Genomic DNA, 25,869 nt, shown 5'->3' on the forward strand with positions numbered 1-25,869 from the left:
CGACCCGGAAGGAGCGGCAGGCCCACAAGGCATTGCGTTAAAGGCGTTGAGCACCAAAGGCAACCCCACGGAACAGGGTGCACCGGGCGACAAGGTTTTCCTACATTTGTCCTCCATCAGGCCCCACTCCCAGAAAATGGCTTTCCGAGATCATCGCACCCTTTTCCAGTCGATTCTCCGGGCAGAAATACCTTGAAAGCCCTTTTACCGTGTGGCTTTAGCAACCCCTTTCAACTCACTAACTGTTCTGCCGCCTGGGCCTCGACATCCAGCCACCAGGCATGCCCACGTTCAGGGGCAGCCAGCATAAAAGCCTGGCCCATGGCGGGTGTGGCAATTGACACATTGCGCTCCCAGGCCAGGGCCATGATGCGGTCAAACGGCTCATGCCAGGCATGAAATGCCAGGTCAAAGGTGCCATTGTGGATCGGCAGCAACCAGCGCCCCTTCAGGTCGATATGGGCCTGCAAAGTTTGTTCGGGCTGCATGTGGATATCGGGCCAGTCGACGTTGTAAGCACCGGTTTCCATCAGCGTCAGGTCAAATGGCCCATATTGCTCGCCAATACGCTTGAAACCTTCGAAATAGCCGGTGTCGCCACTGAAAAAGATACGCCGGGCATCATCGACCATCACCCAGGACGCCCACAGCGTCTGGTTGCCATCAAACAGGCCACGGCCGGAAAAGTGCTGGGCGGGGGTGGCGACAAAGTGGATGCCCTCCACTTCAGTGCCCTGCCACCAATCCAACTGCCGCACCTTGCCTGGCGCCACACCCCATTTGATCAAGGTGTCACCCACGCCCAATGGCGCGAGAAAATAGCGCGTCTTGGCGGCCAATTGCACAACGGCTTGGCGGTCCAGGTGGTCGTAATGGTCATGCGACAAGATCACCGCCTCAATCGGCGGCAGTTCTTCAAGGCTGATAGGCGGCTGATGAAAGCGCTTGGGGCCGGCCCAATTGAAAGGCGAAGCCCGCTCGGCGAACACCGGATCGGTCAGCCAGAACTTGCCGCGCATTTTCAGCAGGACGGTGGAATGCCCCAGGCGGTAGACACTGTGATTCGGGGCGCTCAATAACTGCTCACGCGTCAGGCGCTGTACCGGGATTTCACCTACCGGCCGCGTGCTGCGGGGCTTATGAAAGAGCATCTTCCAGAAAATCTGTAGCGTTTTGCCAAAGCCTGCACGGCTGACCGGCGCATGATTATTGAACTGACCTTGCTGCTGCTCGGACGATTTGAGCGCTGGGGAAGAGGTATCGACACGGGTAGAGATCGTGGCCATTACAGAGTGACTCCGGTACGTTCTGCTGATGCAGGTCAACAACTACACTGCACAGTGTAGTTTCAAGATTGCAACAAAACCCGGACCAAGTAAACTACCGAGTGTAATTTTCTTCCCAGAGCCGAAAGCCCCATGACTGCACCTCAACGCCTCACCGACCGTAAACGCGAAGCCATTGTGGCAGCGGCCATTGCCGAGTTTCGCGATAACGGTTTCGAGGTCACCAGCATGGACAAGATCGCCGCCACCGCTGGCGTATCCAAGCGCACGGTGTACAACCACTTCCCCAGCAAGGAGGAGTTGTTCACCGAGATCCTGAATAAGTTATGGGCCAGCAGCGTTGCACAACTGGATGTCAGCTACAGCAGCGCCCAGCCCCTGCGCGACCAATTGCGGGTGTTGCTGCACGCGAAGATGAAGATGATGTCAGACGCCAACTTCCTCGACCTGGCCCGCGTGGCAATTGCCGCGACCATCCATTCCCCGGAGCGGGCCCAGGGCATCGTCAATCGTCTGAGCGAACGTGAAGAAGGGTTCACATTATGGGTGCGCGCAGCGCAGGAAGACGGTCGCCTCAAGGCCGTGGACCCGTGCTTTGCCGCCCATCAGGTGCAAAGCCTGCTCAAGGCCTTCGCCTTCTGGCCGCAAATCACCCTGGGCCAACCCACCCTGGATGCGGCTACCCAGGCCAACGTGATCGAGTCAGCGATGGACCTGTTTCTGGCCGGCTACGAGATTGCCACCCGCCCCCAATAAATCCCTCTGTCGTCAATACGACACTGGCGGGTCGTTTTTGCCTGAATCCTGCGGATCCCCGCGCAAATGGCCTGGAAGGACACTGATTATTCCTGCGTAAATCACTGACAATAATCACCTGTCATCTGGCGTAAATGGCCTTTTGACAAGGCACGCCTTCGCAACTTAAAAAAAGAACAACCTGACGCAGGAATCTATGGAAAACCTTCGAGGCAAAGGGCTGTCGTTTGCCCGGCGCATTTATCGGCCGCGCATTCTCGGGCTGGGCATCGGCAGCCTTTGCGTGCTGGCCGCCCTATACCCGCTGGCCATGCCCGGATGGGTCTGGGCACTGTGGCTGTTCAATGGGTTTATCTGGCCGCACCTGGCATACCAGCTATCAAGCCATTCAGCGTTTCCGTACCAGGCCGAGCGACGCAATCTGCTTTATGACTCAGTGTCCGGCGGGTTCTGGGCCGCAGCCACACAATTCACGCCCCTGACTGCAGTGACCATCCTCGCGATGATGACCATGCATAACGTCGCGGCGGGCGGCAAAAAGCTGATGATCCAGGGCATGCTCGCGCAACTGGTGGGCGTGGCAGTGGCCTGGCTGGTGTTCGGTCCTTCGTTCAACCCCAATGTCGGCCTGATCCAGGTGTATGCCTGCCTGCCGATGCTGATTCTCTACCCCGTCGCCATCGGCATGGCCAGCTATCGCCTGGCCATCAAGCTCTCGGAACACAAGCGCGCCCTGAGTGCCTTGAGCCGTACCGACAGCCTGACCGGCCTGCTCAATCACGGGTCGTGGAAGGACTTGCTGCAACTGAAGTTTCACAAGTGCCAGCAGCAACAATCCCAGGCCACCATCGCACTGATTGATGTCGACCACTTCAAGCAGATCAACGATGCCTATGGCCATATCGTCGGTGACCGGGTCTTGCGGCAACTGAGTAAGGAATTGCAGCGCAATGTACGGGAAAATGACCTGACGGGCCGCTACGGTGGCGACGAGTTCTGCGTGATCCTGCCGGACGTGTCGCTGGAGCAAGCCAGTTATGTGATGGAACGCCTGCGGGAACTGTTCAGCCGCTACCGCGACCCGCAGGTTCCAGAACTACGGGTCAGCCTGAGCATTGGCCTGGCGGCCTACCAGGTGCAATTCACCCAGGCGCATATGTGGCTCAACGCGGCGGACCAAGCCCTGTACGCCGCCAAGGGCACTGGGCGCAATCGGGTGACCGTCGCCGATTCACTGGTCGCACGCTCTGCCTGAAGGGGCTAATTATTCAGACCGCATGTTCGTCCACCCTGTAGAAGCCGGCTCGCCGGCGGGCGCTGAGCATGGTTGCCAATGCTCGGCTGGGCTTGTAGGCGCCGGCTGGCCGATGTCTATAAAGGGCGACGCAGGTGCCGGCCCAGCTCATCGAACAACGTCACCACTGAACGCAGCGCCCGACTGTCCGGGCGCGTCAGTAACCACAAGGCCGTGTCGTAACCCGTGAGCGCCGGCCCCAACGGCTGCAATCCCAGGCCATCCGCCAAGAGAAAATCCGGCAGCGCCGCCACGCCCAGACCGGCACGTACCAATTGGGTTGCAGACAACATGCTATTGCACCGATAACTGGGCCTTACGCCGGGTAAATGCTGGCGACGCCAAGCCACGGTGGGATGGTCGGGCAAGAAATCATCCGGAGCGATCCACGCCAGGGCCGCCAAATCTTGAGTAGCGTGTTGCTCTATGTAACCGGCACTGGCGCAGACCCGATAGGACACCGTCCCCAAACGCCGTCCCACCAGGTGCTCCGGCGGCGTCCTGGTCAGGCGCAAGGCAATATCCGCGTCGCGGCGGCTGAGGTTGGCGAAATCATTGGACGTACTCAATTCCAGGGTCAGTGCCGGGTAAGCGGGCATGAACTGCGCCAAGGCCGGCAATAACAGGCCCTGCAACACTGAGTCGGTGCAGGTCAGGCGCACCGTGCCGCTGATCACTTCACCGCCCTGCTCGACCCCCACGCGGGCTGCTTGCAGCGCCTGTTCGGCACGCTCGGCCTGCTGGGCCAAGGTGGTGGCCAAGCTGGTCGGCAGGTAACCGGCGCGGCTTTTTTCGAACAGTGCCTGCCCCAAAGACGACTCAAGACGCCGCACGGCCCGAAACACCGTAGACACATCCACCCGCAGCAAGGCCGCAGCCCGCGCCAAAGTGCCGCCACGCACCAGGGCAAGGATCAGCGCCAGGTCGGAATAGTCGATTTGATAGTGCGTGGCTGCATTGAACATGTGGGGTAACGCCAATATTGATTGCGCGAACGCCAATCTATAGTGCCCTTCAGGACTCGACAAGCCATTGGACGCACGCCATGACCCTCACTGCTCTGCACCTCGCCCTGATCGGCGATTACGATCCTCAAGTCACCGCCCACCAAGCCATTCCCCTTGCCCTGCAACAGGCGAGTACACACCTGGGGCTGACACTTCAGATTGAGTGGCTGGCCACCGACACCCTTAAGGACAACCACACCTTGCAGCCTTTCGACGGGTTCTGGTGCGTACCTGCAAGCCCCTATCGCGATGCCGACGGGGCGTTGCGGGCGATCCGCTTTGCCCGCGAACAGCGGCGTCCTTTCCTCGGCACCTGCGGCGGTTTTCAACATGCCGTGTTGGAATATGCACGCAATGTGCTGAGGTGGGCCGATGCCGAACATGGCGAGCTGGCACCTGATGCGCCACGGGCGGTGATCGCCCCCTTGTCGTGTGCTCTGATCGAAACCATCGCGCCCATCCACTTGATGGCCTTCACCCGTATCGCCGAGGCTTACGGCACCCTTGAAATCCAGGAGGGTTATCGTTGCCGCTATGGCCTCAATGCCGACTTCAAACAGGCACTGCTGGAGGACAATCTGATTGGCAGCGCCCATGATTCGGCGGGCGAGGTGCGGGCGATAGAACTGCTGGACCATCCGTTTTTTGTCGCCACTCTGTTCCAGCCAGAACGCGCGGCACTTACCGGTGCCAGCGTGCCGCTGGTCAGCGCATGGCTCCAGGCCTGCCTGGAGCGCTCGGCATGATCGCCCAGACACCCTCCCCGCCCTACTACGCAGTGATCTTCACTTCCCTGCGCACCGAGACCGACCAAGGCTACGCACAGGCCGCCGACCGCATGCTCGAACTGGCCCGCCAGCAACCGGGGTTTCTCGGTGTCGAATCAGCCCGCGGCGATGATGGCCTGGGGATTACCGTGTCCTACTGGAGCAACGAGGCCGCGATCCTGGCCTGGAAACAACACGCCGAGCACCGCAACACCCGCGAACAGGGCAGGGCCATCTGGTACGGCGCGTTTCAGACACGGGTATGCAAGGTAGAACGGGCTTATGCCTTCACCGCAAACGGCACCACCCCCGCGCCTACGGGATTGGCGTGATGGCGATCAACCCACCAGGCTGCGCACCGCGCTGATCTGCGGGATCTCCACCCGGCGCATATACACCCGCAGCGGCTCGGTGATGTTGATGCGGTCGTCGATGTTCTGGTCCAGCAGCAGTTGGATGTGCTCGCGGGACAGGGTCATGGCCTGGTCGGCCGCCGGCTGCCAGACAAACTCGCTGGTGGGGATGATGCCGTCGTCGGCGACGTCCATGCCGAACGAGTCTTCGCTGAAACGCACGATGTAATGGCCGGTCTTGCGGTTCAGGCCGACAAAGCCGTTGAGTTGGTCGGCGGCCTGGCAGATGAGTTCTGAAGTGATGCGCATGCTAAACCTCACTGAAAAATCCCACAGGGGAAGTGAACGATGGTTTACACGCGAGGCGGCGAAAGAAGGCAATGCAGGTTTCCCTCTGGCGGGGAAACTCGGGCCAAGAATACTGCATAGCACGGCACAAAAGCGCAGAAAAATAGCGCATGCGCACGTTAATGTCGGTTTGGTGATAGCGCGATTTGCATGCAATTGTTAAAAAGGAAGCCTTCTTGAAGCTCCCCCCACGAAAGGACCTCGCACATGCCTGCTACGTTTACCAAGAGTGCCCTGCTGCTCGCACTGATGATGGGCCTTGGCCACGCACAGGCTGCAAGCCCCATCAGCCCGGTAGAACTGGCGACCAAGGACGGCATTCCGCACCCTGCCGTGATCGCCCACCGGGGTGCGTCCTACGATGCACCGGAGTCCACCGCCGCCGCCTACAAGGTCGCCCGCGACCTGGGTGCCGACTACCTGGAACTGGACCTGCAACGCAGCAAGGACGGCGTATTGTTCGCCCTGCACGACGATAACCTGCAACGCACCACCGACGTGGCCACCAAGTTCCCCGAGCGCAAGGACAGCCCGGCCAACGAGTTCACCTGGAAAGAGCTGCAAACCCTGGATGCCGGCAGTTGGTTCAACACCGCCTACCCAGAGCGTGCGCGCCCGGGCTTCGTCGGGTTGAAAATCCTCAGCCTGGACGAAATCATCAAGATCGCCGAAGGCAACCCCCAGCATAAACCCGGCCTGTACATCGAAACCAAAGAGCCCAAGCAGTTCCCGGGGATCGAAGCCGATCTGAAGGACAAGCTGTTGGACAAGGGTTGGCTGAGTTCCGTGGGTTCCAAGCTGGGCAAGAGCAACACCGGGGTCGGCCAGGGCAAGGGCCGCGTGGTGTTGCAGACGTTCGAGACGGCCAGCCTCAAGGAACTGCAGAAAGAGATGCCCAACACCCCGAAGATCCTGCTGCTGTGGGTAGGTGAAGGCGGCATCGAGCCCAAGTCCAAGGTGACTTTCGCCGAATCCGGCGAACCGACCAAGGCGGCCTACTATGCCAAGCAGGAACCCAAGGACGCGGCCGAATTCGAGAAGTGGGTCGATGAAGCCAAGAGCCTCGGGGCGATTGGCACTGGCCCATCGGCACAACTGACGAACCTGGGCGACCAGAGCTATTCGGACCTGGTCAAGCCCGAGATGAACCAACTGACCCACGACAAGGGCCTGCTGGTGCACGTCTATACCGTCGACGAGCCGGTGGATTTCGAGAAGGTCATGAGCGCCGGGGTCGATGGCATCTTCACCAACCGCGCCGCCGAACTGCTGAAGTTCTACAAGCGCTGGCCGTCTTCCAGCGTGCAGGATCTGCTGCAGGACAGCGGTTACTGAGTGAGCGAGTGGTCAGGCCAACTGTGGCTGGGGCCTGATTACGGCCTGATCCTCGGTGAGACGGGGCGTACGGCGCCCCACGCGCATTACGCCCATCAATTTATCCTGTCCGCGGAGAGCCCCATCACGGTCAGCCTTGATGGGCACCTGCAAACGGCTTACCGCCTGTTCATCCCCTCTCGCCAGCCCCATGCCATCGTCCACGCCCCTGCTACGGTGTTGATGGCTTATGTGGAACCCGGTGCGTTTGAACGCGAGTCGTTGCAACACGCCCTGGAGACCGCCGATTTTTCCCACGAGCGCCTGGAGCAGACATTGCGCCAGCTACCACGTCGCCAGGCGGACGATGAGCGCGTGCAACGCGCCCTGCACACCCTCGATCAACAGTTGAGCGGCAAGGTCTCGGCGCAGTCATTGGCGCAGGCGGCGCACCTGTCGTTGAGCCAGTTGGAGCGCCTGTTTGTCAGCCAGCTCGGCGTGCCGGTGCGGCGCCTGGTGATGTGGCGCCGCCTGCGCCGGGCCCTGGATCTGGCCCTGAACGGTCACACCCTGACCCAAGCGGCCCATGGCGCGGGGTTTGCCGACTCGGCGCACTTCTCGCGGACCATGAAGCAACTGTTTGGCGTGACCGCCGGGGCCTCCTTGCGCCATCTTCAAGTACATCTCCTACAGTAGTGCGCTTGGCACCGCAGGTTCCTTGCTCAGTTGCGCCGCACTGAAGGGATCACGCAACTGCTCGACGTAATCCACCGGAAAATCCGGCCGGCTGCCAATCCCCAGGTCGCCCTCGCCCATTCGATAGTCCTCGGTGTAAAACGCAGTCCCCAACAGCCAGTCCCACAGGTTGAAAAACAAACCGAAATTCACATCCCCTGCGCGCCCGTACTTCATATGGTGGAAGCGATGCACGGGCGCCCAGGCAAATACCCAGCGCAACGGCCCCAGGCGCATATCGACATTGGAGTGCTGCAGCAACAGTTGGATGGCAATGGCCAACGCCAGCAGCATCGCCACCTCCAGCGGAATGCCCAGCAGGATCAACGGCAGCAAGCCGGCCGTGGCCTCCAGCATCTGGTGCAAGGGATGCTTCATCAAGCCATTGAACCCATAGAGCCGCTGCACGCTGTGATGCACCGCATGCAAACGCCAGAGTGCGGCGATGCGGTGGCTGGCGTAATGCATCAGGGTGATGCCCGCATCAGCAATGATGATTGCCAGCAGCAATTGCGCCCACAGCGGCCAGGCGCGCGGCCAGGCGCCCTCGATCGCCAGCCATGCCGTGAGCAGCGGCAATGCCAGCAACCCCAGGGCATTCAGGCTTTCATTGACCAGCGCGTGGAGGACATCCCGGCGTCGGTCGCCCAGAGGGCGGTTCCACTGGGGCTCGTAGGGCAAGTACAGCTCGGCGATAAACGACACGCCGATGGCCAGCGCAAACACCGCCAGCAGCCACTGCGATGCCCCTAACATGACCAACCAGAGCCCCGCGCCAATAAAGCCTGCCCAGAACAAGGGCGCGTACAGCCAAGCCAATATCTGTTTCATAAGTGTCTCCCGTGGGTGAGACACCAGCATGAAATCCCCCGGCGCGGGGCGATTGAACAAACAACGCAAACGTCCTACACAATTAAGGGTGAATTAAGTTGCGCGGGGTAATCTGATCCCACTTAAACAGCTCACCCCAAAGGACCACATCATGAAAAACCTGACCGCTCTGTTCGCTGCTGCTGCCCTGACTCTGACTGCCGGCCTGGCCCAGGCCGATGTTCGCCCGGACCAGATTCCAAGCCTGCTGCAATCGGGCGCCGTGAAGCCATTTGAACAGCTGAATGCCGCCGCCCTGGCCAAACATGCCGGCGCCACCATCAACGACACTGAGCTGGATAACGAAGCCGGGCGCCTGGTCTACGAAGTTGACCTGACCGACACCACTGGCAAGAAGTGGGATGTGAAGCTCGACGCCAAGACCGGCGAAGTGCTGGAAAACAAGCAAGACACTTAAGTTGCCCCGGCAACACAACGCGCCGCCTTCGGGCGGCGCAGTTGTGTCTGGTCAGGCGCTAAGGCGCGCCGTCACCTCATTCAGCTCAGCAGACAGCCCACGCAGGTTATGACTGGCCGCTTCGGTGCGCTGCACGTTGTCCAGGTTGGCAGTGGCCACCGTGGTGATTTGCGTGATGTTGCGCGAGATATCCTCGGCCACCGAGGTTTGCTCTTCGGCCGCTGTGGCAATCTGCCGGTTCATATCGCGGATCGCCTCTACAGCCTGGGTGATATGACTGAGCATCGCCCCGGCCTGGGTGACCTTTTCGACGCTCTCATCACTGCATGACTGGCCGCTGACAATCGCCTCGGCGGCATCCACGGCGCCGGTCTGCACTGCCTGGATAATCTGGTTGATCTCGATGATCGACGCCGCTGTGCGTTGCGCCAGGCTGCGCACCTCATCGGCCACCACCGCAAACCCACGTCCGGCTTCGCCTGCTCGCGCGGCCTCGATCGCCGCATTGAGGGCCAGCAGGTTGGTCTGTTCGGCGATGCCGCGAATTACTTCCAGCACCGTGCCGATGCGCACGCTGTCTGCTTCCAGGCGGCGGATGATGCCACCGGTGTTGAGGATCTCGTTGCGCATCTGGCCGATGGTGGCAATGGTCACTTGCATCACCTCGCCGCCCTCACGGGCCGAATGATCGGCCTCGTCTGCTGCCCGCGAAGCGCTGGCGGCGTGGCGCGCGACTTCCTGGGCGGTGGCGGACATTTCGGTCATCGCCGTCGCCACTTGATCGGTACGGCTGAACTGATCCTGGGTGCCCGTCGCCATCTGCCCGGCAATCGAGTTCAACTCGCCACTGGCGCTCACCAGGTCCTTGGCACTGCGCTGTAGGCGGCCAAAGGTTTCAGCGAGGAAGTCGCGCAACGTATTGGCGGCTTGGGCCAAGTGCCCCAGTTCATCCTGGCGCTGGCTGGCAACGCGCTCGGCAAACCGGCCATGGCTCAATTGGGCCACATAGTCGATCAGGCCACGGATCGGCAAAATCAGGTTGCGGTTGATCAACCACAGGCTGAACAGACCGATCAGCCCTCCAGACAGCACCATCACCGCCAGACCCAGCATCACGGTACGTTCGGCATAGGCGCTGATTGCCAGGGATTGCTGCTTGCCCTGCTCACGCAGCAGGGTGACCAGCGCGCTCATCTGCTCGCTCACCGTGCGGTCCACGCCCTTGACTGCGTTATCCCCAGCCGCTGCATCAGCCCCGGCGGCCAAGTAAGCATCTCGCCCCTTCTGGTAGGCGACACCCAGCATCTGGTGCTCTTGACGCAAGGTTTCCAGGCGACGGCTCAAGGCTGGGTCGCCCTGGGTGTTGCTCACCAGGCGCGCCAGGATGCCCTGCACGTCTTGCTGCCGATCCTGGAACTGCCCCCAGTACTTGTTCATGTCCTGGGGCTGCTTGCCACGCAGCAGGACGTTTTTCCATTCCTGGACCTGGACCTTGAATTGCAGGTTGGCTTCATCAATCAGCTGTGAGGTTTGCAACGGCCCCTCCAGCAAACTGCGGTAACTCTGCACACCGTTGGAGAGAAAATGAAAACACGCCAGGGCAATCAACAGCATTGCCAACAGGCTGCCACCGAGCAACGACAGGATCTGTGCTCTCAAGGACTTTCGCAAAAAACTCATCGGGGAAAAGCCTCGAAACAGGGAAATGGGGACCTGCACCGCAACATCCCTGTCAGCCAACACATGGCCAATCCAATGGCATGCTTGCACCATGAATCGGCCGGACTAGACACTTCTTGAGCCCAGTGGATGAGTGGCCGGGCAGCGGCGGCCTGTGACTGACAAAAAATAGGCGAACGGATCGAGTTGTTGCAGGAAGAAATCGCCGCCAACCTCAACGAACAAAGCAACCGCACGCTGTTTACCCTGACGGTGGTCACGGTACTGGCGCTGCCGATCAATATCATCGCGGGCTTCTTTGGCATGAACGTGGGTGGCATTGGTGGCGACGTTCACCTTGATTGCCGGCAGATGGGCGTTTCGCAAGCGCCAGGATGACTAAGGCTCAAATGCAAACAACCTATGGGAGCGGCGGTGATTTTTAGACCAGCGGCCGGCTGACGACACCAAACACTGACTTGAGGCAGCACCTCTGTAACATTCTGCAATGACCATGGGAAACATCCTCCCCACTCTGGATGCTCCGGCATGGCCACCCCTTCCCTGACCGCCTCCCACCAGGCAGCCGCCCCTGACGCAAAACCGCAACTGGACACCAAACCCAGCCTGCTCACGGTGATCGTGTTCTTTTCCGTGCTCGCCATGGGCCTGTTGTTCACCGCCTACAGCCTGATGCGCGACATGCACGAACTGGGCACGGTGGTCACCACCTGGACCCCATTCCTGCTGCTGGGCGTGGCGCTGCTGATTGCCCTGGGGTTCGAGTTCGTCAACGGTTTCCATGACACCGCCAACGCCGTGGCGACAGTGATCTACACCAACTCGCTGCCGCCGCAATTCGCGGTGGTCTGGTCGGGGTTCTTCAATTTCCTCGGCGTGCTGCTGTCCAGTGGCGCGGTGGCCTTTGCCATCATTGCCTTGCTGCCGGTGGAGTTGATTTTGCAGGTTGGCTCTTCCGCCGGTTTTGCGATGATCTTCGCCCTGCTGATCGCGGCGATCCTGTGGAACCTGGGCACCTGGTGGCTGGGTTTGCCAGCGTCGTCCTCCCATACGCTGATCGGGTCGATCATCGGGGTGGGCGTGGCCAATGCCCTGATGCATGGCCGGGATGGCACCAGTGGCGTGGACTGGGCACAGGCGATCAAGATCGGCTATGCGCTGCTGCTGTCACCACTGATCGGTTTCGGCTTTGCCGCCCTGCTGTTGCTGGCGCTGCGGGCCTTTGTGAAAAACCGCGCGCTGTACAAGGCGCCCAAGGGCAACACCCCGCCGCCGTGGTGGATTCGCAGCCTGCTGATCGTGACCTGCACCGGCGTATCTTTTGCCCACGGCTCCAACGATGGCCAGAAAGGCATGGGCCTGATCATGTTGATCCTGGTGGGCACTTTGCCCATGGCCTACGCGTTGAACCGCACCATGCCGGCCGATCAATCCCTGCAATTTTCCGCCGTGGCTGAAGTCACCCAGCAAGCCCTGGTCAAAATCGCCCCGCAACCGGCGCCGGTGGACCCACGACCGACGCTGTCGACCTATGTGCGCACCAAGGACATCACGCCCGAGCTGATCCCCGCCCTCGCCGCCCTGACCGGGCATATCGGCGAGCAAGTCAAAGGCTACGGCTCCCTGGCCAAGGTGCCCGCCGAGGCCATGGGCAACGTGCGTAACGACATGTACCTGACCAGCGAAACCATTCGCCTGATGGACAAGGGCAAAGTCGGAAATTTCGACGCCGACACCGAGGGCAAGCTGCAACTGTTCAAGCAACAGATCGACAATGCCACGCGCTTTATCCCGCTATGGGTGAAGATCGCCGTGGCCATCGCCCTGGGCCTGGGCACCATGGTCGGCTGGAAGCGCATTGTGGTGACCGTCGGCGAGAAAATCGGCAAGACCCACCTGACCTACGCCCAGGGCGCCTCGGCGGAAACCGTGGCCATGCTGACCATTGGCGCCGCCGACATGTTCGGGTTGCCGGTATCGACCACCCACGTGCTGTCGTCGGGCGTGGCCGGGACCATGGTGGCCAATGGTGGCGGCTTGCAGATGAAGACCATCCGCAATCTGCTGTTGGCCTGGGTGCTGACGTTGCCGGCGGCGATTGTACTGTCGGGCAGTTTGTACTGGTTGTTTACTCAAATCTTCTGAAACACCGGCACCCGGGCGTGACCGACAAGGTCACGCCGGTAGCTCGTGAATAACCCGAGAGTGCCGCGTACATTCAGGATGCCCGCGTCATCGTTAACGTCCTTCGCGAGCAAGCTCGCTGTTGAAGAATTTTCCCCGCAGCACGTCATAGCCCCAGTGGTACACATAGGTGTACGGCAGGAAGAACAGCAGCACGCCGATATCCAGAATAAACGCCTGCATCAGGCTGATGTTCAGCCACGCGGCAATCAGCGGCACGGCGAACAGAATCAGCCCGCCCTCGAACAGCAGCGCGTGCATGATCCGGGTCTTGACGCTATTGGCCAACTGCAGGCGCACTTTGAGGCGGTCGAAAAGGCTGTTGAAAATCATGTTCCAGGTCAGCGCCAACAAGCTGATAGCCAGGGTCACAGCACCCATTTCCAGGGCCGGCCGGCCAGTGATCCACACCAGCAGCGGCGTACAGATCAACAAGGCCAGGCCTTCGAAACCCAGGGCCTGCAAAGCGCGTTCAGTGATGGACTTGGTGGTGTTCATAAGCCTTGCTCTGTGAATGTCGAGGGTTGCCATCATCACTCCCGCACTCGATACTTCATAATCAATAACCATCGACCAAGGCGATAGATGATGGCCTCTCATGAAGTGTTGCAAGCGTTTGTGCAGGCGGCGACCCAAGGCTCGTTTTCGGCAGCGGCACGCAAGCTGGGCAAGAGCCAATCGACCGTCAGCGCCGCAGTGGCCAGCCTGGAGATTGATCTGGACGTGGTGCTGTTCGACCGCAGCAGCCGCAAACCCACCCTGACCCCGGCCGGGCATGTCCTGTTGCAGCGCGCCGAGCAGGTGCTGGAAGCCAGCAGCCGCCTGGAGCTTGCCGCCAGCCAGTTGTCCCAGGGGCTGGAACCCAAGCTCAGTATTGCCATGTCCGACACCTATCAGTCGGGACGTTTTGAAACGCTGCTCAGCGCCCTTGAGCAGCGTTATCCGGACCTGGAGCTGGAGTGGCTGATTGCCGAATGTGAAGACCTTATCGCCCTGGTCCAAAGCGGGCGGGCGCAGCTCGCGTTTATCGAGGCGCAGGAGGTCTACCCGCCAGACCTGACCCATGCCACCGTCGAAGAGCGCGCGCAACTTGCGCTGTTTGTATCACCGCTGCATGCACTGGCCGGCCTTGAGGGCATCAACCAGCAAACCCTGGAACAACACCGGGAGCTGCGCCTGGCAAGCATCATCAACCCCAATGAAAACCGGCCGAGCGGCCGTGTATGGTCCGCCCCCAGCTTTTTGATGCTGATGGAAATGGCCATCCTCGGTTTTGGCTGGGCCCCCTTGCCGCGCTGGCTGGTGGAGCGTTTTGCCAATGGCCAGCTGGTGGAGCTCAAGGCGCGCGGCTGGCCACGTTCGGTGGCGGTGGATGCCTTGTGGTCACGACAACAGCCGCCGGGCCCGGCCGGCAGTTGGTTGCTGCAAAAGATGCTTGAGTAACCTCAGCCGGCGCCTACAAAGGGCTATCGGTGCAGGTTGCCAGGCGTCGTTCGATAAAGCGTTTTTCCGGGGCCTGCTGGGTCAGGCCCAGGGCTGTTTCATACGCCTGGCGCGCCTCTTTCATCCGCCCCAGTTGCCGACAGAACTCCCCCCGTGCCGAATGCGCCAGGTGGTAATCCCGTAACTCGCCACGCACCAGGATCCCCTCGACTTGCTGCAACCCCGCCAACGGCCCATCGCGCATGGCCAGGGCAACGGCGCGGTTGAGCTCGATCACGGGCGACGGCAGCATCCGCAGCAGCACGTCATACAGGCCGACAATCTGTGGCCAGTCGGTCTGCGCCGCACTCGGGGCCTCGGCGTGTACCGCGGCAATCGCCGCTTGCAGGCAGTAAGGCCCGAAACGCCGGGTGGCCAGGGCCTGTTCTACCAACCCACAGCCCTGGGCAATCAGCGCTGCATCCCACAGCGTGCGGTCCTGCTCATCCAGCAGCACCAGCTCAGCGGCGGCAGAAAGCCGGGCCGGGCGCCGGGATTCATGGAGCAGCATCAACGCCAGCAGGCCCATGACTTCCGGCTCCGGCAGCAACTCCAGGAGCAGGCGGCCCAGGCGGATGGCCTCGCGGGTCAAGTCGTCACGGGTCAGGTCAGCGCCCATGGACGCCGAGTAGCCCTCGTTGAACACCAGGTAAATCACCCGCAATACGCTGTCCAGGCGCTCGGGCAACTCCGCCAGGGACGGCACCTGGTAGGGAATCCTGGCCTCGCGGATCTTGCCCTTGGCCCGCACGATGCGCTGGGCGATGGTGGCCGGCGTGACCAGGAAGGCCCGGGCAATTTCCTCGGTGGTGAGGTCACAAATCTCACGCAGGGTAAGCGGCACTTGCGCATCCGCCGCCAGCGCCGGATGGCAGCAGGTAAAGATCAGGCGCAGGCGGTCGTCTTCCACGTCTTCGGCACTCCAGTCAGCCGCTTCCAGCGCATCGGCCTGCTCCTGCAACAACGGGGTGAAACGGGCCTGGCGACGCAAGCGGTCGATGGCCTTGAAGCGCCCGGCAGACACCAGCCACGCTCGGGGATTGTCGGGCACACCGTCCTGCTGCCAGCGTTCGACCGCGACGAAGAACGCCTCGTGCAGGGCTTCTTCGGCGAGGTCGAAATCCCCCAGCAGGCGAATCAACGTCGCCAGGATGCGCCGCGACTCACTGCGGTAGACCGCCTCGACTTGGGCCTTGACGGTCAATCGGGCATGCCCGTGGTCACCAGGGTCACCAGCCGGTCCAGGCTCTCGCCCCAGCCCTGATGAAAACCCATGGCTTCGTGGGCTTGTTTGTCGGCTTCGCTCCAATGCATGGCGCGGGCGGTGTAGCGGGTCTTGCCAGCCACCTCCTCGAAGGTCACTTCGGCGCTCATAAACGGCTTGCCCGAGGGGATCCAACCCGGCAGGAACGCATCGGTAAACACCAGGCGGCGCGGCGCGTCGATCTCCAGGAACACGCCCTGGGTCGGATATTCACTGCCGTCCGGCGCGCGCATCAGGGTGCGAAACAGGCCACCGACCCACAGGTTCATTTCGCACTCGGGCGTGGTCATGCCGTGGGGGCCCCACCATTGTTGCAAGAGCGCAGGCTCGGTCCAGGCGCGGAACACCCGGCTGGGCGGGGCGTCGATCACCCGGCTGATGGACAGTTCAAATGCAGCAGGTTGAGTGTTCATGGTTAAACCTCCTGAGTTTTATAAGTGTTGAGTCAGAGATTCAAATCACGCACGGGGCGCACTTCCACGCTGCCGACCCGCGCCGCCGGAATGCCGCCGGCCACCTGCAGCGCCTCATTCAAGTCCTTGGCTTCGATCAGGTAGAAGCCGGCAAGCTGCTCCTTGGTTTCGGCAAACGGCCCATCGGTGATCGACAACTTGCCGTTACGCATGCGCACGGTGGTGGCCGTGCTCACCGGCTGCAGGGCCTCGGCCGCAAGCATGCGGCCACTGCCGTGGACCGCCTCGGCGTAGGCGTGGCATTCCGGGTCCTTGGGGCTGTCGGGCAGGCTGTGCAGCAAAGCTTCGGCGCTGTAGACCAGGCACAGGTATTTCATGGCGTTCTCCGTTTTTCGGACTAATGACTATAGTTCGCGGTACTCACGGTTCCAGGTCGAACAGACCGGCGCCGGTTTCCATATCGAACGGTGCGGACCAATGCTCGTGCACCACCTTCCACTGGCCGTTGATTCGCTGGTAGCCGGCGCTGACCCGCATCCAGCAGGTTTTCAGCACGCCATCGGGCCCGGTGCCGCCGCAGTGGGCGAGCCAGTGGGCAAAGGCGCTGTCATCGGCGGCGACGATATGCAGTTCATGAAAGTCGAAAACACCGGGGCCCGGGCAAAACTCCATGCAGGCCTGCCAATGGGCACGGTAGGCCGCCTTGCCTTTGAACTGCAGGGCATTGACGGCGTCGAACGCGACGATATCTTCGGCGTAAAAGCTGACAATCTGCTCGACATCCTTGGCGACCACCGCTTGCTTCCATTGCTCGATCAGGGTGTTGATTGCGTTGCTCATGGCGATACTCCTCGGGGTGGAAAATCACAGAAGACACCCTTGGTCGAATGGGCCGCCTGCCAATCGACAAGCCTACAAAAAATAATTTCGCCAAGGGCAAAGCCGCTAGAATTTGCGACTTCCCTGTAGGACTTCGGATATCTGCTCGATGGAAACCCGCCTCGCGCCCTATGAGACGCTGACCGCTGCACAGCAACAGCAACTCGCCAGCCTCGAAGTCCACCCCGAGCAACTGGCCTATAGCGGCGATATCGACTGCGCGCTGAACAGCCTGCTGGTCAACCCCAACCCCGGCATCAAGGGCTTTGCCTTGCTGGCCGACGAAATCCCCGTGGCCTTCCTGCTGCTCAAGCGCCCGCCCTGCCTACCCCATTGGGCCGACGAACACAGCGCCACACTGCATGCCCTGCAAGTCGATCGCCACCAACAGGGCCGCGGCTTGGGCAAAGCCTGCCTGCAAGCCCTGCCCGCTGCCGCCCGCCTGGCCTGGCCACAGATCACGGCGTTGGAGTTGTCGGTGGACAGCGACAATGTGGCGGCAATGGGCTTGTATTTGCAGCAGGGCTGGGTAGACCGGGGCGAGGCGTATAAGGGGCGGGTGGGTTATGAACGGCGGTTGGCACTGACACTCGGTTGATATCAGCGTTGACAACCCCAAAATGTAACGTATATATAACTTTAAAATACCAAAGTAACGGTAACGCGACATGGATCCTGCACTTCTGAGCCAGAGAATCGGCAACCAGGTTCGCTCGATGCGCCTCAGCCGTGGCCATACACAAGCACAGCTGGCACAGCTGGCCGGTACGACGCGGCAAAAACTGATCGAGATTGAGCACGGCAGCTTGTCGGTGGCGATGAATGCCTACGCACGGGTTTTTGCAGCCTTGGGCAGTGAGGTCAAACTGGTCCCCGTTTCCATGCCAACGCTGGAGGAAGTGGAGGATTTGTTCAATGAGTAGCTACAAACTGCAGGTCCGTACGCCCGAAGGCGCAAGTGGCAGCGTGTTCGTCGGCACTGAGCACTACCACTTTCGCTACGCTGATGATGCCCTGGAGCAGAGTGCAATCAGCCTGCTGATGCCAGTGCGGGCCGAGGAGTATCGACGGCATGAACTGCACCCGATCTTTCAAATGAACCTGCCCGAAGGTTATGTACTGGAGCAACTGAAAAACCGTCTGGCGAAGACCGTCAAGGTAGATCCAATGCTGTTGTTGGCCCTGTCAGGCAGCAGCGCACCTATCGGCCGCGTCTTCACCTCGTCCGCGCAAGTCAACCAACTGATTGAGCGCAACAGCCCCGTGTCGTACGGTGAGCGTCTGGATGAAATCCTCGCCTGGGATGGTGCCGAGGATTTGTTTACCCATCTGGTCGATCGCTACATCCTTCGCGCCGGCATTTCCGGGGTACAGCCTAAGGTATTGGTACCCGAAATCCCGCTGGTACCGGAACAGAAATTCACATCGAAAACCAACGATCTGATCATCAAGAGCGGGCGTGACGAGTTTCCAGGCCTGGCGATCAACGAATACCTGTGTATGTCGATTGCAAGGGAGGCAGGTATCCCCGTGCCACCCTTCTACTTGTCACAGAACCACAAGCTTTTCATCATGCGCCGCTTTGATCGGGACGAAAAACTCAACCCCCTGGGCTTTGAAGACATGACCACATTGATGGGCCTTTCCGCCGAGCAGAAATACAGCAAGAGCTACAACATGATTGCCAAGGCTGTTCGCCTCTTTTGTGCAATCGAACATGAACGCAGCTCCCTGGAGCAGTTGTTCGATAGCGTTGCGCTGAGCTGTATCGTCGGCAATGGTGATGCCCATCTGAAAAATTTTGGCTTGCTCTACAGCGATCCACTCAAACGTGACGCCCGTCTTGCACCCGCTTATGACATCGCCAATACCACCGCCTATATTCCCGAAGACGCCCTGGCTCTGGACCTGGACGGCAACCGCTCATTCTTTGCGTCACGCTTGGGAATCCTTGAGTTTGCCAAGACCTGCAGCATAGAAAACGCCGAGGAGCGCATCCGGGCTCTGCTGCAGACCCTTGAAGTGGTACTCGCACGTGAAGACGATTATTGTCGGCAAGCACCCCACGTTGCTCAGGCCATCCGGCAATCAGCGCAGGGCTACCAACGCAGCTTTGGCGGATAATCGCCAGCGCTCCCTGGGCAAGGAGACCCCCATGCTAACCACCCTGGACCAACTCGAAACCCTCTACGGCCTGCCCCAGGAGCGTGCCCTACGCAAGGAAATCGCGTTTCTCAATGAGGATTACCAGGCGATGGTCAAAGCCTCGCCGCTGGTGATTGTCAGTTCTTCAGGCGCCGATGGCCTCGACGGCTCGCCTCGGGGCGATGTGCCGGGGTTTGTGCGGATCATTGATGAGCGCACGCTGGCGATCCCCGATCGGCCGGGCAATAACCGCCTCGATACCTTGCGTAACCTGTTGGTGGATCCACGGATTGCCTTGCTGTTCATTATTCCGGGGATCGGGGAAACGTTGCGGGTCAACGGGCGGGCGCAGATTTCCATCGAACCTGAGTTGCTGCAGAGCTTTGCGGTCAACGGCAAGCCGGCGCGGTCGGTGATTGTGGTGCAGGTAGAGGCGGCGTATTTCCACTGTTCGAAAGCTTTTGTGCGCTCCGATTGCTGGAACCCGGACAAGCATGTGGAGCGTTCGACGCTGCCGTCAGCAGGGGCTTTTCACAAGCGTTTGAATGATGGGCAGTTTGATGCCGAGGCCTACGACCGGGAAATGCCGGAGCGGGTCAAGGCCACGTTGTATTGAGGCCCTGGGCGGCTCGGGCGCCCTTGAGATCGCCATCGCGGGCAAGCCCGCTCCCACAGGTAATTGCGCCGTACCTGGCTTTGAGTAAACCCCCGATACAAATGTGGGAGCTGGCTTGCCTGCGATGGCGGTGGATCAGGCGATGTACAGGTTATGCGGACTTTTCGACAGGCAGCCAGATTTCCACGGTACCGGTGCCCTTATCCACGTCGAAGTCGGCGCTGTAGCGCTCGAAATCCGGCCCGGCGACCTTGTACCCCGAGGTCGGCAACCACTCGTACATAATCCGTTCATAGGTCTGCGACAGCGCATACACCGGCCCGTAGTGCGCGAAGACCGCATAATGATTGGCCGGCACTTCAATGGATTGAAAGTTGCCCGGCACATCACTTTTGGCTGGCACTTCGACCCCGGCGATGTAATCAAACTCTTCCTGGGTGGCGTTGTAGCAAACGCCGTAGGTCACGCCGCCCATGCGCTTTGTGATGTCCTTGATGCAGCTGTCGAACAACTCCCACAGCTTCGGAATGTCCCCCAGCGTGGCCTTGCCGTAATGACCGCCGACCCCGGCAATGACCATCGCCCTGCCCTCTTCCATGCGGGGTTCCAGGGGTAACGTTACCTGTTGGTTCATCTGCACAATCTCCATTGATAAATGACCAAAACCATACTGAGTATAGGGGCATAGTCATCCAACACTCCAGGCCGAAAATTTTCCGGCGCCATCTGGACAACCTACCCTCATCGCCCGTATTGTCTGCCCCGCAGGCCACCGCAGTGGCCGACGTCGCTCGGACGGTTCCGGGCGCTTACGTATTCCGAGGCAACAATGGCAGACCAAGGTTCGCCGCGCCGCTTTGCGCGCATAGATCGACTCCCCCCTTATGTTTTCAATATCACTGCCGAGCTGAAGATGGCTGCGCGTCGGCGCGGCGAAGACATCATCGACTTGAGCATGGGTAACCCCGACGGCCCGACTCCACCGCATATCGTGGAGAAACTGGTGACCGTCGCCCAGCGCGAAGACACCCACGGCTACTCCACCTCCAAAGGCATCCCGCGCCTGCGCCGCGCCATTTCGCGCTGGTACAAGGACCGCTATGAGGTGGATATCGACCCGGAAACCGAGGCCATCGTGACCATCGGCTCCAAGGAAGGCCTGGCGCACCTGATGCTGGCCACCCTGGACCAGGGCGATACCGTTCTGGTACCCAACCCCAGCTACCCGATTCACATCTACGGTGCGGTGATTGCCGGCGCCCAGGTGCGCTCGGTGCCGCTGATTCCCGGCGTGGACTTCTTTGCCGAGCTGGAGCGGGCGATCCGCGGTTCGATCCCCAAGCCGAAGATGATGATCCTCGGCTTCCCGTCCAACCCGACCGCGCAGTGCGTGGAGCTGGACTTCTTCGAACGGGTGATCGCCCTGGCCAAGCAGTACGACGTGCTGGTGATCCACGACCTGGCCTACGCCGATATCGTCTACGACGGCTGGAAAGCCCCGTCGATCATGCAGGTACCGGGAGCCAAGGACATTGCGGTGGAGTTTTTCACCCTGTCCAAGAGCTACAACATGGCCGGCTGGCGCATCGGTTTTATGGTGGGTAACGCGGAACTGGTCAACGCCCTGGCGCGCATCAAGAGCTACCACGACTACGGCACCTTCACCCCGCTGCAAGTGGCGGCGATTGCCGCGCTGGAAGGCGACCAGCAATGTGTGAAAGACATTGCCGAGCAGTACCGCCAGCGCCGCAATGTGCTGGTCAAGGGCCTGCATGAACTGGGCTGGATGGTAGAGAATCCGAAGGCGTCGATGTATGTCTGGGCAAAAATTCCCGAGGCGTATGCCGCCATGGGCTCGCTGGAATTTGCCAAGAAGCTGCTGCTCGAAGCCAAGGTGTGTGTCTCGCCGGGGATCGGCTTTGGCGAGTATGGCGATGACCATGTGCGCTTTGCGCTGATCGAGAACCAGGACCGCATTCGCCAGGCGGTACGCGGGATACGGGCAATGTTCCGGGCCGATGGCCTGGTCACCAAAGCCTGACCGAGTGATCGTTCCCACGCTCTGCGTGGGAACGTAGTCCGGGACGCTCTGCGTCCCAAAGCGTGACGCAGAGCGTCACAAGGGGCATTCCCACGCGGAGCGTGGGAACGATCAGTCACCCCAGGTTGGGTTACACCACCAACGACAGCAACATGATAAAGCCCAGCGCCACGATGGACAGGATGGTCTCCATCGCCGTCCACGTCTTGAACGTCTCGGCCACGGTCATGTTGAAGTACTGCTTGACCAGCCAGAACCCTGCATCGTTGACGTGCGACAGAATCAACGACCCCGCCCCCGTCGCCAGCACCAGCAATTCCAGGTTGACCCCCGGCACCATGCCCACCACCGGCACCACAATGCCTGCGCCCGTAATGGTGGCCACGGTCGCCGAACCCGTGGCAATCCGAATCACTGCGGCTACCAGCCAGGCCAGCAGGATCGGGTTGATCTGCGCCGTCACCGCCATATGGCCGATCACGTCACCCACACCGCTGGTCACCAGCATCTGCTTGAAGCCACCACCGGCACCGATGATCAGGATGATCGCGGCGGTCGGCGCAAGGCTCGCATCCAGCAGCTTGAGGATTTGCTTGGAATGGATGCCCTGGCGATGACCAAAGGTGTACAGCGACAGCAGCAACGCCAGGAGCAAGGCACTGATCGGGTGGCCGATCATGTCCATCCAGTTACGCACGATGTGCCCGTCTGGCAGGGCGATGTCAGCGAAGGTTTTCAGCAGCATCAGGAACACCGGCAGCAGCACGGTGATCAGGGTGATGCTGAAGCTCGGCAGGTTTTTTGCGTCGGACTCGCGGGCCAGTTGGTCCACCAGTTCCTGGGACGGGTTGCCGGGGATGTACTTGGCAATGAACGTCCCGAAGATCGGCCCGGCAATGATGGCGGTCGGCAAGGCGACGATCAGGCCGTAAAGAATGGTCTTGCCGATATCCGCGCCAAACACGCCGATGGCCAGCAACGGCCCCGGATGCGGCGGCACCAGGCCGTGCACCGCCGACAGGCCGGCGAGCAACGGGATGCCGATCTTGATCAGCGACACACCGGTGCGCCGCGCAACGATAAACACCAGCGGGATCAGCAATACAAAACCGATCTCGAAGAACAGTGGGATGCCCACCAGGAAGGCCGCGAACATCATCGCCCACTGCACCTTTTCCTTGCCAAAGGCGCGGATCAGGGTCTGGGCGATCTGATCGGCACCGCCGGATTCGGCCATCATCTTGCCGAGCATCGTACCCAGCGCCAGGATAATCCCGACAAACCCGAGCACCCCGCCAAAACCGTCCTGGAAGGCCTTGATGATCTTGTCCACGGGCATGCCCGAGGTCAGGCCGAGAAAGCCTGCGGCGATGATCAGCGCAATAAAGGGGTGGACCTTGAACCGGGTGATCAACACGATCAGCCCGATGATAGTGACCACTGCATCAAGCAGCAGGTAAGACTCGTGGGACATGCCAAACATGGGGGTCGTCTCCTGTTTGTTGTTGTTATTAAAGCGGGTGTTGAATTTCGTGCCGTCGGATAGCGCTGTCTTTCGGGCAAAAAATCATCGGGAAGGTTCAAAACCGTGGGTCAGCCACCACGCGTGGGTCTGCGCGGCCAACGCCTCGATGCTGTCTTTACTGGCGTTGAGGGCCAGGGTCAGCGGCTCGCCAATGGGCGATTCGAGGGTGGCGAACTGGCTGTCGATCAGGCTGGCCGGCATGAAATGGCCGGGGCGATGGGACACGCGGTCGGCGGCCACTTCGCGGGTCAGTTCGAGGAAGACAAACCCCAGGCCCGGCGCGGCTTCGCGCAAGTGATCGCGGTATTTTTTCTTCAAGGCCGAACAGGTGAGCACCGGATGCTCGCCGGCCTTGAGCGCACGACGCAACTCATCGCAGAGGATGTCGAGCCAGCCGGCGCGGTCGTCGTCGTTCAGGGGATGGCCTGCGCTCATCTTTTCGATATTGGCAGCCGGGTGAAAGCTGTCGCCTTCAATGGCGGTGGCGCCGTTCAACAGGCACAGGGCCTCGCTGACACTGGACTTGCCACATCCGGAAACACCCATGATGACCAGGGCAGTAACAGGTTGACTCATGAAACACCTCAGGACGCAGATAGCGCTACCTTTGCACGCCCTAAGGCTAGTGCAAAAACAGGCTTTTCCCGCGCCTAATTGTCATTTTTATGGAGTGACGCGTGCATCCTCTGCCACCGCTTGCACCAGGATCAGGCAACCCTTTGCGCAAGTATTTGCAGGCTTTTGGAGACAGCGCTACCTTAGTGCCTCGATTTTTGTTTGGCAAGCCGCCTGATGACCTCCAAGAACGATAAAAATACCCGCACCACGGGTCGCCCTACTCTTAACGAAGTCGCGCGCCTGGCCGGCGTCAGCCCGATTACCGCCTCCCGGGCCCTGCGCGGGATCAGCACCGTGGCCACCGAACTGGTGGAAAAAGTGCAGAAGGCCGCTGCCGAGCTGAACTACGTGGTCAACCCGGCCGCCCGCGCCCTGGCCTCCGCCCGCAGCCAGTCGGTGGTGGTGCTGGTGCCCTCGCTGTCCAACCTGCTGTTTATCGAAACCCTCGAAGCCATTCATCAGGTGCTACGGCCCAAGGGCTTCGAAGTGCTGATCGGCAACACCCACTATTCCCGGGACGAAGAAGAAAACCTGTTGCGCAACTACATGGCCTATCAGCCACGCGGCTTGCTGCTGACCGGCTTTGACCGCACCGAAAGCGCCCGGCGCATGGTGGAGTCGAGCAATGTGCCCTGCGTGTACATGATGGACCTGGACCCGACGGCCGGGGTCAACTGCGTCGGCTTCTCGCAGATCAGTGCCGGCGAAACCGCAGCAGCGCACCTGATCTCCCGGGGCCGCAAACGCCTGGCCTACGTCGGCGCACAACTGGACCAGCGCACGCTGCTGCGCGGTGAAGGCTTCCGCCGTGGCCTGCAACAGGCCGGTTTGTATGACCCGACCCTCGAACTGCTGACCCCGCGCCCCTCGTCGGTGGGCCTGGGTGGCGAGTTGTTCCTGCAACTGCTGGCCAGCCATCCGGATGTGGACGCGATCTTCTTCGGCAACGACGACCTGGCCCAGGGTGCGCTGCTCGAAGCCCTGCGCCACGGGATCAAGGTGCCGCAGCAAGTGGCGGTACTGGGCTTCAACGACCTGCCCGCCTCCAGCTTCATGGTGCCGCGCCTGAGCAGCATCAGCACCCCACGCGAAGCCATTGGCCGACGCGCGGCAGAGCATTTGCTGACGGTGATGGCCGGCAACAAAATCGCCCGGCCGGTGGTGGATATGGGGTTTGAGTTGAAGGTACGCGAGAGCAGTTAAGCATTGGCTGTAGGAATGAGCTGACTGTGCGGCCGCGCCTTGCTCCGTTACCTACGGTTGCGTCAGAATCCGCCGGCTTGTGCGCCTGGGTGGGGCTCTCTAAGGTGGCTCGGTCGCTGAATGTCTCGGTGATCGGGTTTAGTAGCCTGAGCTTGAACAACCTAAGTGCATGAGCCTCCCCTGTCAGACGTTCTCGTCTGTGCTTGATGGTGGCTGTGCGCAGGGCGCCTTCGGGCGCGCCGGCTTTGGGTGTTCACCGGTCTACTAACCTGCGTGCAGCCGCCACCCTAATTCGTTTAGTAGCGATGAGGTGGCGGCCCGAATCAGGAACACCCCTATGTTCAAAATAACGCCCAACCCCCCGCTTCACGACGCAAAACTCAACCTGGCCGCCCACCGCGCCATTGATCACTACCTCAATCCACCAACCGCCCCCGCGCCCGAACCTTCCACTCTGTTCACCGTCACTTCCGGCGCCAGCAGCGAAAGCCTGATTGCCAACAGCTATGAAACCCTATCCTCCGTCACCACATTGCTGCTGGACTTGTCCGAAGACCTGACCGGCAAAGACCGCGACAGGGCCCTAGCGATTCACCAGTTGAGCGAGTTGGGCGTGTTGCTGATGGGCACATTGATGGACCAGCAAACACTGCACAACTAAAGCCCAGACG

29 protein-coding genes and 2 pseudogenes are annotated in these 25,869 nt (G+C 60.8%); 17 read left to right on the forward strand and 14 right to left on the reverse strand.

Annotated elements, in window-relative coordinates:
• Positions 1–230 precede the first annotated feature (230 nt).
• Positions 231–1,286 carry an MBL fold metallo-hydrolase gene (locus K1X80_RS21590; protein ID WP_057960456.1) on the reverse strand — a complete coding sequence of 352 codons (1,056 nt, stop codon included), beginning with the start codon at positions 1,284–1,286 and terminating at the stop codon, positions 231–233.
• A gap of 132 nt (positions 1,287–1,418) precedes the next feature.
• Between K1X80_RS21590 and K1X80_RS21595 the strand changes: the two genes are divergently transcribed.
• Positions 1,419–2,042, forward strand: a complete 624-nt coding sequence (locus K1X80_RS21595; RefSeq protein ID WP_057960457.1) for a TetR/AcrR family transcriptional regulator — start codon at positions 1,419–1,421, stop codon at positions 2,040–2,042.
• 196 nt (positions 2,043–2,238) lie between these two features.
• On the forward strand, positions 2,239–3,297 hold the full coding sequence (locus K1X80_RS21600) for a diguanylate cyclase (protein WP_057960458.1): 1,059 nt from the start codon (positions 2,239–2,241) through the stop codon (positions 3,295–3,297).
• Positions 3,298–3,413: 116 nt separating this feature from the next.
• On the opposite strand, the gene K1X80_RS21605 is transcribed toward K1X80_RS21600, so the two are convergent.
• Positions 3,414–4,301: a LysR family transcriptional regulator gene (locus K1X80_RS21605; RefSeq protein WP_057960459.1), complete on the reverse strand. Its 888-nt coding sequence runs from the start codon at positions 4,299–4,301 to the stop codon at positions 3,414–3,416.
• Between the two features lie 80 nt (positions 4,302–4,381).
• On the opposite strand from K1X80_RS21605, the gene K1X80_RS21610 reads away from it, so the two are divergent.
• Together K1X80_RS21610 and K1X80_RS21615 are read left to right on the forward strand one after the other, a co-directional pair.
• Complete coding sequence (locus K1X80_RS21610; protein WP_057441921.1) at positions 4,382–5,089, forward strand: CTP synthase; 708 nt, start codon at positions 4,382–4,384, stop codon at positions 5,087–5,089.
• Positions 5,086–5,442, forward strand: a complete 357-nt coding sequence (locus tag K1X80_RS21615) for an antibiotic biosynthesis monooxygenase (RefSeq protein WP_057441923.1) — start codon at positions 5,086–5,088, stop codon at positions 5,440–5,442. The genes K1X80_RS21610 and K1X80_RS21615 overlap by 4 nt, the downstream gene beginning before the upstream one ends.
• A gap of 6 nt (positions 5,443–5,448) precedes the next feature.
• On the opposite strand, the gene K1X80_RS21620 is transcribed toward K1X80_RS21615, so the two are convergent.
• Positions 5,449–5,772: a DUF2025 family protein gene (locus tag K1X80_RS21620; RefSeq protein WP_057960461.1), complete on the reverse strand. Its 324-nt coding sequence runs from the start codon at positions 5,770–5,772 to the stop codon at positions 5,449–5,451.
• A gap of 246 nt (positions 5,773–6,018) precedes the next feature.
• Between K1X80_RS21620 and K1X80_RS21625 the strand changes: the two genes are divergently transcribed.
• Both K1X80_RS21625 and K1X80_RS21630 read left to right on the forward strand, forming a co-directional pair.
• Entirely contained in the window at positions 6,019–7,146 is a 1,128-nt protein-coding gene (locus K1X80_RS21625) for a glycerophosphodiester phosphodiesterase (RefSeq protein ID WP_057960462.1), read from the forward strand.
• On the forward strand, positions 7,147–7,821 hold the full coding sequence (locus tag K1X80_RS21630; protein ID WP_120733963.1) for a helix-turn-helix domain-containing protein: 675 nt from the start codon (positions 7,147–7,149) through the stop codon (positions 7,819–7,821).
• Here the strand turns inward: K1X80_RS21630 and K1X80_RS21635 are convergent.
• Complete coding sequence (locus K1X80_RS21635; RefSeq protein ID WP_057960464.1) at positions 7,813–8,691, reverse strand: sterol desaturase family protein; 879 nt, start codon at positions 8,689–8,691, stop codon at positions 7,813–7,815. The genes K1X80_RS21630 and K1X80_RS21635 overlap by 9 nt on opposite strands.
• 151 nt (positions 8,692–8,842) lie before the next feature.
• Here K1X80_RS21635 and K1X80_RS21640 point away from each other — a divergent pair, with 151 nt between their 5' ends.
• A complete protein-coding gene (locus tag K1X80_RS21640) occupies positions 8,843–9,148 on the forward strand; it encodes a PepSY domain-containing protein (protein WP_038442689.1) in 306 nt (101 codons plus the stop codon).
• Between the two features lie 51 nt (positions 9,149–9,199).
• Here K1X80_RS21640 and K1X80_RS28615 read toward each other — a convergent pair whose 3' ends face one another.
• Both K1X80_RS28615 and K1X80_RS28620 read right to left on the reverse strand, forming a co-directional pair.
• Positions 9,200–9,967: a methyl-accepting chemotaxis protein gene (locus K1X80_RS28615; protein WP_370693747.1), complete on the reverse strand. Its 768-nt coding sequence runs from the start codon at positions 9,965–9,967 to the stop codon at positions 9,200–9,202.
• Between the two features lie 117 nt (positions 9,968–10,084).
• Positions 10,085–10,921, reverse strand: a pseudogene (locus K1X80_RS28620) (hypothetical protein); the annotation flags it as partial.
• Between the two features lie 75 nt (positions 10,922–10,996).
• Here K1X80_RS28620 and K1X80_RS21650 point away from each other — a divergent pair.
• Both K1X80_RS21650 and K1X80_RS21655 read left to right on the forward strand, forming a co-directional pair.
• Positions 10,997–11,210 (forward strand): annotated as a pseudogene (locus tag K1X80_RS21650) (CorA family divalent cation transporter); the annotation flags it as partial.
• Between the two features lie 146 nt (positions 11,211–11,356).
• A complete protein-coding gene (locus K1X80_RS21655) occupies positions 11,357–12,973 on the forward strand; it encodes an inorganic phosphate transporter (RefSeq protein WP_120733965.1) in 1,617 nt (538 codons plus the stop codon).
• A 93-nt stretch (positions 12,974–13,066) separates the two neighbouring features.
• Here K1X80_RS21655 and K1X80_RS21660 read toward each other — a convergent pair whose 3' ends face one another.
• Complete coding sequence (locus K1X80_RS21660) at positions 13,067–13,510, reverse strand: multidrug/biocide efflux PACE transporter (RefSeq protein ID WP_057960467.1); 444 nt, start codon at positions 13,508–13,510, stop codon at positions 13,067–13,069.
• A gap of 90 nt (positions 13,511–13,600) precedes the next feature.
• On the opposite strand from K1X80_RS21660, the gene K1X80_RS21665 reads away from it, so the two are divergent.
• Entirely contained in the window at positions 13,601–14,455 is an 855-nt protein-coding gene (locus K1X80_RS21665; RefSeq protein WP_057960468.1) for a LysR family transcriptional regulator, read from the forward strand.
• Positions 14,456–14,468: 13 nt separating this feature from the next.
• Here the strand turns inward: K1X80_RS21665 and K1X80_RS21670 are convergent, their stop codons facing one another.
• Genes K1X80_RS21670 through K1X80_RS21685 form a run of 4 tightly spaced genes read right to left on the reverse strand, consistent with a single transcriptional unit; the run spans position 14,469 to position 17,011 of the window.
• On the reverse strand, positions 14,469–15,698 hold the full coding sequence (locus K1X80_RS21670; protein WP_057960469.1) for an RNA polymerase sigma factor: 1,230 nt from the start codon (positions 15,696–15,698) through the stop codon (positions 14,469–14,471).
• The gene (locus K1X80_RS21675; RefSeq protein ID WP_057441942.1) at positions 15,695–16,171 is read right to left on the reverse strand and encodes an SRPBCC family protein; all 477 of its coding nucleotides are present in this window, start codon (positions 16,169–16,171) and stop codon (positions 15,695–15,697) included. Before K1X80_RS21675 ends, K1X80_RS21670 begins: the two co-directional genes overlap by 4 nt.
• A gap of 32 nt (positions 16,172–16,203) precedes the next feature.
• Positions 16,204–16,548 (reverse strand): YciI family protein, encoded by a 345-nt coding sequence (locus K1X80_RS21680; protein WP_057441944.1) that lies wholly within the window; start codon positions 16,546–16,548, stop codon positions 16,204–16,206.
• Between the two features lie 43 nt (positions 16,549–16,591).
• Positions 16,592–17,011 (reverse strand): nuclear transport factor 2 family protein, encoded by a 420-nt coding sequence (locus K1X80_RS21685; protein WP_128593818.1) that lies wholly within the window; start codon positions 17,009–17,011, stop codon positions 16,592–16,594.
• Between the two features lie 148 nt (positions 17,012–17,159).
• Here K1X80_RS21685 and K1X80_RS21690 point away from each other — a divergent pair, with 148 nt between their 5' ends.
• The 4 genes from K1X80_RS21690 (at position 17,160) to K1X80_RS21705 (ending at position 19,811) form a co-directional block, all read left to right on the forward strand.
• Positions 17,160–17,648: an N-acetyltransferase gene (locus K1X80_RS21690; protein ID WP_057960471.1), complete on the forward strand. Its 489-nt coding sequence runs from the start codon at positions 17,160–17,162 to the stop codon at positions 17,646–17,648.
• A gap of 70 nt (positions 17,649–17,718) precedes the next feature.
• Positions 17,719–17,973: a helix-turn-helix domain-containing protein gene (locus tag K1X80_RS21695; protein ID WP_057960472.1), complete on the forward strand. Its 255-nt coding sequence runs from the start codon at positions 17,719–17,721 to the stop codon at positions 17,971–17,973.
• Positions 17,966–19,174 (forward strand): type II toxin-antitoxin system HipA family toxin, encoded by a 1,209-nt coding sequence (locus K1X80_RS21700; RefSeq protein WP_057960473.1) that lies wholly within the window; start codon positions 17,966–17,968, stop codon positions 19,172–19,174. Before K1X80_RS21695 ends, K1X80_RS21700 begins: the two co-directional genes overlap by 8 nt.
• Before the next feature lie 31 nt (positions 19,175–19,205).
• The gene (locus tag K1X80_RS21705) at positions 19,206–19,811 is read left to right on the forward strand and encodes a pyridoxamine 5'-phosphate oxidase family protein (protein ID WP_057960474.1); all 606 of its coding nucleotides are present in this window, start codon (positions 19,206–19,208) and stop codon (positions 19,809–19,811) included.
• 151 nt (positions 19,812–19,962) lie between these two features.
• Here the strand turns inward: K1X80_RS21705 and K1X80_RS21710 are convergent, their stop codons facing one another.
• Positions 19,963–20,445, reverse strand: coding sequence for a GyrI-like domain-containing protein (locus tag K1X80_RS21710; protein ID WP_120733974.1), 483 nt, complete (start codon positions 20,443–20,445; stop codon positions 19,963–19,965).
• Between the two features lie 195 nt (positions 20,446–20,640).
• Between K1X80_RS21710 and alaC the strand changes: the two genes are divergently transcribed.
• Complete coding sequence (gene alaC / locus K1X80_RS21715; protein WP_029296464.1) at positions 20,641–21,852, forward strand: alanine transaminase; 1,212 nt, start codon at positions 20,641–20,643, stop codon at positions 21,850–21,852.
• A gap of 130 nt (positions 21,853–21,982) precedes the next feature.
• On the opposite strand, the gene K1X80_RS21720 is transcribed toward alaC, so the two are convergent.
• Both K1X80_RS21720 and K1X80_RS21725 read right to left on the reverse strand, forming a co-directional pair.
• Positions 21,983–23,335, reverse strand: a complete 1,353-nt coding sequence (locus K1X80_RS21720; protein WP_057960476.1) for a GntP family permease — start codon at positions 23,333–23,335, stop codon at positions 21,983–21,985.
• Positions 23,336–23,419: 84 nt separating this feature from the next.
• A complete protein-coding gene (locus K1X80_RS21725) occupies positions 23,420–23,953 on the reverse strand; it encodes a gluconokinase (protein WP_057441958.1) in 534 nt (177 codons plus the stop codon).
• 213 nt (positions 23,954–24,166) lie between these two features.
• Here K1X80_RS21725 and K1X80_RS21730 point away from each other — a divergent pair, with 213 nt between their 5' ends.
• Together K1X80_RS21730 and K1X80_RS21735 are read left to right on the forward strand one after the other, a co-directional pair.
• Entirely contained in the window at positions 24,167–25,198 is a 1,032-nt protein-coding gene (locus tag K1X80_RS21730) for a LacI family DNA-binding transcriptional regulator (protein WP_162947806.1), read from the forward strand.
• Positions 25,199–25,535: 337 nt separating this feature from the next.
• Entirely contained in the window at positions 25,536–25,859 is a 324-nt protein-coding gene (locus tag K1X80_RS21735; protein ID WP_057960477.1) for a DUF6124 family protein, read from the forward strand.
• Positions 25,860–25,869 lie beyond the last annotated feature (10 nt).

Source organism: Pseudomonas sp. So3.2b (assembly GCF_019464415.1).
Classification (GTDB): domain Bacteria; phylum Pseudomonadota; class Gammaproteobacteria; order Pseudomonadales; family Pseudomonadaceae; genus Aquipseudomonas; species Aquipseudomonas shahriarae.